We start from the raw sequence: 8,018 nt of genomic DNA on the forward strand, positions 1-8,018 counted from the left end.
TTTTAATTTACAGGAGAAGAAAATGAGTTTTGAGGCTTCAGGAAATAACACCCCAGAACGTAAAACTGTTGATCTACCGCAAGGAACAATTCACTATAGCGATCACGGACAAGGACCAATATTAGTTTTTGTACATGGGCTTCTGGTTAACGGACAACTCTGGCGTGATGTTGTATCTCTACTCAAAGGTAAGTTTCGCTGTATTGTACTAGACTTGCCTCTTGGCTCTCATATCCAACCCATGAACCCGGATACCGACTTAACTCCACCTGGTCTGGCTCGCTTAGTAGCTGATTTTATCACAGCCTTAGAATTAGATCATGTCACCTTGGTTGGGAATGATACAGGTGGTGCTATATGCCAGTTAGTGATTGACCAGTACCCCGAAAAAATATCTGGACTTATACTTACTAACTGTGATGCTTTTGAAAACTTTTTACCTCTGTTGCTCCGTCCCCTTCAGTACGCAGCCCATATACCAGGCTTTATCTCTGCATTTGCCCAGGTAATGCGCTGGCGTTTAGCTCGACATATCTTATTTGCCCTACTGGCACACAGACCATTAGAACCAGAAGCAGAAGCAGCCTACTTTACACCGCTAATTCGTTTTGCTGGTGTACGTCACGATGTCACTAAAGTTGTACGTGGTATTTCCAATCGTTACACTCTGGAAGCAGCACGTTCCTTTCCTAATTTTCACAAACCGGTTTTAATTGTTTGGGGCGAAAACGATCCATTCTTTCCTTATCACTTTGCTGAACGCCTCACCAAATCCTTTCCTAATGCTCGACTAGAGCGTGTGGCAAAATCCCGTGCTTTCGTACCTGAAGATCAACCTGAAGTTCTAGCGCAGTTGATTACAGCCATGAAAGCAGAATCCCCAGCAGTCAGAATCTGAAAATCCTAAAATTTTCCGGATCTAGGACTTACGCCAGGATCAACCAAATATGAGGTATGGGTTTCGGGCATTTTAACGTGATTTTTTAATTATTTTTGGGCGATAGCGAAGCGCTGCTGCAAGCAGTTCGCTATTGATCGGAAGTTAATCGCCAAAAGCCTGAAACGACGGATTTTCGTTCATGCACATCATGGTAAATTTGTACAGTGCGTAAGTAGGGTTTGCTGAATAAACCTAAAACCTTGATATATCAAAGGTTAGAGGCTGATAAACACAGAAATTAGTGCAAGGGTTTTGAAGGGTATACCGGAAAAAGTGTGCATTTTTTGGGATTTCAAGAGATGGCAAAGAAATTTTCAAATCTTCTCCTGACTCCTGACTCCTGAATCCTATGCTCTCACGGAAAGACTTTCTCAGCAACCCCTAAGTACTAGGATCTATCTTGAAGCACTACGAGCTAAACCCACCACCTCACACTTGGATTCAGTGTTAAGAGGGATGGCGGGTTTTTCCAGAGAATTCAAGGCAGTGGTACTAGCTACACAACAAAAATCCTAAACCTTAACTGGCTGTTTGGTAGTTTCTACAGCCTGATAAGGATGAGAATTGTTAATAGGTTGTGGTCCTAAGAAAGCTTCCTTACCTGTAATCAATCGAGAACGACGATTACGAGTAATATAATTCCATGCCCACTGAATTACCACTACCATCTTAGTATCAAACTCAATTAAGAAATAGATGTGAATTACTAGCCAAAATACCCAAGCAATAAAACCTGTAAGTTTCAGAAAACCTAAATCTACTACCGCTAAATTTTGCCCAATCATTGCTAAACTACCAACATCGGTGTAATGGAATGGTGGCAAAGTATGACCATGAAGCCGTAGTAAAATCAACCCAGCAACATATTCTCCTTGTTGTTTAGCTACAGGTGCAACACCGGGTAAAGGTTTACCAGTTTGATGGGAGAAATTAGCTAAATCTCCAATCACAAAAATGTTTTTGTAACCTTTAACAGTTAAGTCTGGTTCTACAACTACTCTACCGGAGCGATCGCATTCTACACCAGTACGATCTGCTAAAACTTTTGCCATTCCAGAAGCTTCAACACCTGCTGCCCATAATACAGTTTTGGCAGTAACTTGTTGTACTTTATCATCTTGTTTGAAAGTAACAACGTCATTTTCAATATTTGTTACCCTGGTTTGGGTTTGAACCATCACACCCAATTTTTGTAAAGATTCTGTTGCTGATTGCGATAATTCTGGTGAAATATGAGGAAGAATGCGATCGCCACCTTGCAATAATAAAATTTTCGCTTCTGAAGTGTCGATATTGCGGAAATCTTCTTGCAGGGTTTTATATGCCAACTCAGCGATCGCACCCGCTAATTCTACCCCAGTAGGACCACCACCCACAATCACAAAAGTCAACAAAGCACGGCGTTTTTCAGGATCAGTTTCATTTTCTGCTGCTTCAAATGCAGAAAAAATCCGCCGACGCATTTCTATCGCATCTTCTACAGTTTTCAAACCAGGAGCTAAGTCTTTCCAATTATCTTTCCCAAAATAAGAATGGTTAGCACCTGTAGCCACAATTAAAGTATCATAAGGTACGATTTTATCACCCACAAATACCTTTTGTGTCTTCGGATCAATATTATTTACTTCTCCCAGCAAAACTTTTGTATTTTTACTTTTTCTGAGAACAGCACGCAAAGGAGAAGAAATATCAGCTGGTGATAACGTACCAGTGGCAACTTGATATAAAAGAGGCTGAAATAAGTGAAAGTTCCGTTTATCAATGAGAGTAACCTTTACATTTCTATTAGCAAGAGATTTTGCCGCATACAGTCCACCAAAACCACCACCAATGATGACAACCTCATGTTGTTTATTCTTTTCAAGTGAAACAACCATAAGAAAATATTCCCTTTTGTTAAGAAGCGTGTAACTTTTCTTAACAAATATGTAACAAAGTTATAAGATAGTTTGCCGTTTCTTAGAAAACACTTGACAAAATAATAAAAGTAGTTAAAGTAACTAAATTTGTAATAATTCAGTATTCAGTATTCAGGAGTTTTTTATTTTGGATTTTGGATTTTGGATTTTGGATTGTTTTTGTTCAGTCCAATCTAAAATCTAAAATCTAAAATCTAAAATTTTCTTCCCCAGTCCCCACTCCCTGCCAATACCTAACTACCAATTCCTTCACTGGGTGGTAATTTTTCCGGTGGTGCTTCTGCTGGGGGAGCAAGTACAGCATCTGGGGCGACTTCCTCAACAGAAATAGGTGGTTTTTCCTCGGTTTCCTCTTGCGCTTGTGCGACTAACTCAGGAGTCGGAGGAGTTGGATGTGTCACTTCTGAAACAGTTTCAATTTTGGCTTCAGTTTTGGTTTCAGTTTGACTAACTTCCTCACTGACTTCTGCCGTTGGTGTAGCCGTTTCAGATGCAGGAACAGTTACCACTTCCATTGGAGATGTTGTTTGGCTTGGTTGTTCTGCAACAAGAGTAGTCTGATCAACAATTGTCACAACAGGTTTTTCTGGAGGTGCTACTGGTTGTTTATTCCCTACTTGTTGTACCTTACCTTTAACACCACTAAAAACATTAGCAATTAACGATGATAACTGTCCCAGCTTTTCCTGTAAAGAAAACTTAGATACCTGTTCTTGAATACTCACTTTAACTAACTCAGGACTGGGAATAGGCGTTTGTTGTACCTCTGGTGTAAGTTGACGACGCAGAGAAAGAGTTTGCCAACCAAACCACACCAAAAGCGCCACACTAGCTATATGACCCAGTAATAAACCCCCAGTAATGCGTGATGCAAAAATCCATAACACCAAAGCGTAAAATAAACCCACACCACTCCAGATAAAATCATTCTTGCGGTGAATTTCCGGGAAAAAGAAAGCAGCTATGTAAATAGCTACACTGCCAATTCCCACTACTAACGCTAGGATATAGGCGAGCATTTTTTTAACTCCTTCAAGGTTATCATGTGCCATATTTCCATTTTGCGAATTTTGTTATTGATTTGTCATTGAATTGTTGACTCAGATACAAATCAAAACCAATTCTTGGTGTTAGATGTGATTTTTGCCATTTACCTCAACTCTTAATGTCTTCTTTAGGAGTGAAGCCAAAATCTCGGATTACCCTTAAAGATGAAAGCATCTGCAAGAGTTAGCCAAACCCAAAAAACATTTGAACTATGACACTACAAAGCTTTGGTGTGATTGGATTAGCCGTTATGGGCGAAAATATCGCTCTAAACGTTGAGCGTAATGGCTTCCCAATTGCAGTTTACAACCGTTCCCGTGAAAAAACCGATGCCTTCATGGCCAACCGCGCTGGAGGACGGAATGTTAAAGCAGCTTATACCCTGGAAGAATTTGTCGCTTCATTAGAACGTCCCCGCAAAATCTTAGTCATGGTGCAAGCTGGTAAACCTGTTGATGCGGTAATTCAACAGCTTAAACCCTTACTGCAAGAAGGTGACATCATTATTGATGGTGGTAACTCTTGGTTTGAAGATACCGAAAGACGCACTCAAGAATTAGAACCCACTGGTTTACGCTATATCGGTATGGGTGTGAGTGGTGGTGAAGAAGGCGCGTTAAATGGTCCTTCTCTCATGCCCGGTGGTACAAAAAGTTCCTATGAGTATCTATCCCCCATTTTCAACAGAATCGCTGCACAAGTTGATGATGGTCCCTGTGTAACCTATATTGGACCTGGTGGATCTGGTCACTATGTAAAAATGGTTCACAACGGCATTGAGTACGGCGATATGCAGTTAATTGCAGAAGCCTACGATTTGCTGAAAAATGTCGGTGGTTTGAATGCTGCACAGCTACATCAAGTATTTGCAGAGTGGAATAAAACCGACGAACTCAATTCATTTTTGATTGAGATTACCGCGAATATTTTCCCCTACGTTGATCCAGAAACTCACATACCCTTAGTTGATTTAATTGTTGACGCTGCGGGGCAAAAAGGAACCGGTCGTTGGACTGTACAAACTGCTTTGGAATTAGGCGTTGCTATTCCTACAATTACTGCTGCTGTTAATTCCCGGATTCTCTCTTCTATTAGAGAAGAACGGATTGCCGCATCTCAACAATTAACTGGTCCTGCTCCCACAATCTTTAAAGATACAAGAACTTTTGTGAACATGGTGCGGGATGCACTTTATTGTTCCAAAATCTGCTCTTATGCTCAAGGTATGGCGTTAATTTCTACCGCTTCTCAAGCCTATAATTGGGGTCTGAATTTGGGTGAAATGGCTCGAATTTGGAAAGGTGGTTGTATTATTCGCGCTGGTTTCTTGAATAAGATTAAGAAAGCATTTGACGAAAATCCAGCATTACCTAACTTATTGTTAGCACCTGAATTTAAGCAAACAATTCTGGATAGACAAGCTGCTTGGCGGGAAATAATTGTTACTGCTGCTAAAATGGGAATTCCTGTTCCTGCTTTTAGTGCTTCTCTCGATTATTTCGATAGCTACCGTCGCGCTCGTTTACCTCAAAACTTGACTCAAGCACAACGGGACTACTTCGGCGCTCATACTTACAAACGTATTGATAAGGAAGGAACTTTCCATACTGAGTGGGTTCCCATTGCTGAAGCTAAGAAGTAAGTTGTTTTTAGTTAGTTACGATTGATGTTAGGGGCGGTAAAACCGCCCTTAGTTGTTAGATTTGTATTGAGTATGATGTATAATAAGTTAATTACTGGGTTATTGCTACTGCAAGCGATCGCCTTTAAATAACTATTTTCTAATCTAATATTTAGAAGTTGATACAGGTAGAGAACTTTATAGAACCTACAACCAAGTATTAGGCATTTTGGTAACTATAATCAATAATCCATCTCCCTGGCTCATAAAACGCTAAGGGAACTCCAAAAAATAAATTATTCAATATTTTTTTGGAATCAAAACGACTACCCCCTGCTCCCTGCCTTGCCATAACGACAACTTTTAACGCCGACCTACTTATTATTGCCTGATGGCACTGATTAAAATTCCCAGAATCTTTTTCACATCCTTGATATAATATTCACTTAAATCAATGGAAACTATTTTATCTTCTAACTTCAAAAACTGCCAAATAGTACCAATAGTCACAGCACCATAAACAATTTTAATCTGATTTTGTTTTTGTTCGTTAAATAACTGAGCAGCAACCATTTCCGCTATACATTGCGCCAAACCTGATTTCAAGTTTTCATTTTTAGTTTCTACCAATGTAATTACAGGTGCGCGGACAAAAAGCTGTTCTTTAGAAAGACTAATCAGAAAATCACAAAAACCATTTAATCCTTGTTGGTTATCAACATTAAAATCTACTCCAGAAAATAAACTAATTTCGTAATTCAATTTCCGTCTAACTTCCAGTAAAATTGGACTAATTATCATTTCAGACCGAGCTTTTTCAGTGTTAATTGAAACAGCTAAGTCAACATTTTCCTTGAGAATTGTTGCTAGTAAATCACTACATTCTTCCTCTGGTGTCTCTGCAAATAACCCTGAAGATTCATTTATTGTCAATCCAAAGTTTTGGATAACTTCACTTAATTTAAACTCACTGTAAGACATTTTTATTACCTTAACTAAATAAGTACCAAAGCAAAATTAATTTAACATATTGATTGAAAACAAAAATGCCTGTATTCCTTACCTCTTCCCTTCTGCCTCCTGCCTTGAAAGAGCAGGGGAAGCAGGGGGAGAAAGACATTTTCATACTTGGTTGTGAAACTTGTTTCATTGAGACTGCCTCCTGCCTCCTTAAAACCCTTGTAGCAAACGTTGAATAGAAATTTTAATTTCTGGAAATGCTAACGGAGATATTTCACCTAAAGTCAAAGTTAATTCTTGGGAATAATCACCATTTATTGGTTCTCTAAACACTTTTACTTGTTGATTATTTAAATCTACTACCCAATATTCAGGAATTGATGCAGCAGAGTATGTTTTGCGTTTTACATCTAAATCTTTATTCAGGGTCGTTTTAGAATATTCGATTAACCAAAATATATTTTCAGGATAAGGATGGTGACTGCGATAAATAGCACGCTGTGGTTCAACTATTGCTAAATCTGGTTCTGGTTCTGAATTACTTTCAGGAATAGTAATAGGTTTTGCATCTCTTACCAATGCTTTTGAACCAAGTAATTCCCGCAGATATTCAGCAGAGTCAGTATTAATTTGTGCGTGTTCTGGTCCTTCCGGTGCCATGTTGATAATTTCTCCATTTAGTAGTTCAACCTGACGACCAGCTAAAAGGCCAATTTCAATCATGCGATGATAGTCGTCTAAACTCCATTTAGCAGTAGTAACTGTCATGGTGAGTTTTCCTTGCATCTAGGCTGTGATTTTCATTTTAAGCTCAAAATTCAATACTCAATACAAAGATGAGATATTCTGACTCCTGAATCTTGAATTCTCTTTCTTTGATGAGGAATTTACGTCTAATTTTCAGTTTTTCACCTTTTGACTGAACCTTGATTGCTGAATGTTTACAGTTACATTATTATAATCACCAAAAATATTGTTGTTTGTTATATAATAGTATCACGTTTATTTTATAATATTATCACAATCCTAAAGTTTGGTGTTAACAGTTATCATGGAGTACCCAAAGCACTGGAAAGAATTGGCTAAAAACATTAAAGAAAAAGCTAATTGGCGTTGTCAAAAATGCGGTCGCGTTTGCTTACGTCCTGGTGAAAAACCTAATGATATTATTAACCTCCGTGCCTATAATCTCCAGGTTCATCACTGGAATAGAGACCCATCTGATAACAGATTAGAGAACCTAATTTGTCTTTGCAGTGGATGCCACATTAATTATCATCGCGGTGGAAAGGGTAATGTTTCTGTTGGTCAATTATCTCTATTTGATCTGTCAAAATTTTAGATTTTATTCATTGGAAATGTAGATATTTTCTTGAGGAGAAATGGAAAAAGAAAATACACAATTAAGCTGTTGTGCAGCTAAATCGAATAAACAGCATTACCTTTATTTTTAACTTTGCGCTCCCATTTAATAATAAGACCTCCTTCGTTTAGCAATTTATTTAATAATTCTTCTAACTGTTCTACTGAT

7 protein-coding genes are annotated in these 8,018 nt (G+C 38.6%); 3 read left to right on the top strand and 4 right to left on the bottom strand.

What is annotated here, in order from left to right:
- Window positions 1-22 precede the first annotated feature (22 nt).
- The gene (locus tag H5968_RS00965; protein WP_187038431.1) at window positions 23-898 is read left to right on the top strand and encodes an alpha/beta fold hydrolase; all 876 of its coding nucleotides are present in this window, start codon (window positions 23-25) and stop codon (window positions 896-898) included.
- 554 nt (window positions 899-1,452) lie between these two features.
- Here H5968_RS00965 and H5968_RS00970 read toward each other — a convergent pair.
- A complete protein-coding gene (locus H5968_RS00970) occupies window positions 1,453-2,817 on the bottom strand; it encodes an NAD(P)/FAD-dependent oxidoreductase (RefSeq protein ID WP_187038432.1) in 1,365 nt (454 codons plus the stop codon).
- Window positions 2,818-3,092: 275 nt separating this feature from the next.
- Window positions 3,093-3,878 carry a Ycf66 family protein gene (locus H5968_RS00975; protein ID WP_187038433.1) on the bottom strand — a complete coding sequence of 262 codons (786 nt, stop codon included), beginning with the start codon at window positions 3,876-3,878 and terminating at the stop codon, window positions 3,093-3,095.
- 239 nt (window positions 3,879-4,117) lie between these two features.
- Here H5968_RS00975 and gndA point away from each other — a divergent pair, with 239 nt between their 5' ends.
- Window positions 4,118-5,548 carry an NADP-dependent phosphogluconate dehydrogenase gene (gene gndA / locus H5968_RS00980; protein ID WP_187038434.1) on the top strand — a complete coding sequence of 477 codons (1,431 nt, stop codon included), beginning with the start codon at window positions 4,118-4,120 and terminating at the stop codon, window positions 5,546-5,548.
- A gap of 360 nt (window positions 5,549-5,908) precedes the next feature.
- Here gndA and H5968_RS00985 read toward each other — a convergent pair whose 3' ends face one another.
- Window positions 5,909-6,508, bottom strand: a complete 600-nt coding sequence (locus H5968_RS00985; protein ID WP_187038435.1) for a hypothetical protein — start codon at window positions 6,506-6,508, stop codon at window positions 5,909-5,911.
- Window positions 6,509-6,697: 189 nt separating this feature from the next.
- Entirely contained in the window at window positions 6,698-7,255 is a 558-nt protein-coding gene (locus H5968_RS00990) for a Uma2 family endonuclease (protein WP_187038436.1), read from the bottom strand.
- Window positions 7,256-7,538: 283 nt separating this feature from the next.
- On the opposite strand from H5968_RS00990, the gene H5968_RS00995 reads away from it, so the two are divergent.
- Window positions 7,539-7,829, top strand: a complete 291-nt coding sequence (locus H5968_RS00995; RefSeq protein WP_187038437.1) for an HNH endonuclease — start codon at window positions 7,539-7,541, stop codon at window positions 7,827-7,829.
- The last annotated feature ends 189 nt before the right edge of the window (window positions 7,830-8,018 follow it).

The sequence above is a fragment of the Sphaerospermopsis sp. LEGE 00249 genome, from assembly GCF_014299995.1.
GTDB lineage: Bacteria > Cyanobacteriota > Cyanobacteriia > Cyanobacteriales > Nostocaceae > Sphaerospermopsis > Sphaerospermopsis kisseleviana.

What these genes read in the sequence shown, in the direction of transcription:
- H5968_RS00975 (WP_187038433.1), bottom strand. Translation starts at nt 3,878, where the DNA reads ATGCTCGCCTATATCCTAGCGTTAGTAGTGGGAATTGGCAGTGTAGCT.
- H5968_RS00965 (WP_187038431.1), top strand. Translation starts at nt 23, where the DNA reads ATGAGTTTTGAGGCTTCAGGAAATAACACCCCAGAACGTAAAACTGTT.
- H5968_RS00995 (WP_187038437.1), top strand. Translation starts at nt 7,539, where the DNA reads ATGGAGTACCCAAAGCACTGGAAAGAATTGGCTAAAAACATTAAAGAA.
- H5968_RS00970 (WP_187038432.1), bottom strand. Translation starts at nt 2,817, where the DNA reads ATGGTTGTTTCACTTGAAAAGAATAAACAACATGAGGTTGTCATCATT.
- H5968_RS00985 (WP_187038435.1), bottom strand. Translation starts at nt 6,508, where the DNA reads ATGTCTTACAGTGAGTTTAAATTAAGTGAAGTTATCCAAAACTTTGGA.
- H5968_RS00990 (WP_187038436.1), bottom strand. Translation starts at nt 7,255, where the DNA reads ATGACAGTTACTACTGCTAAATGGAGTTTAGACGACTATCATCGCATG.
- gndA (WP_187038434.1), top strand. Translation starts at nt 4,118, where the DNA reads ATGACACTACAAAGCTTTGGTGTGATTGGATTAGCCGTTATGGGCGAA.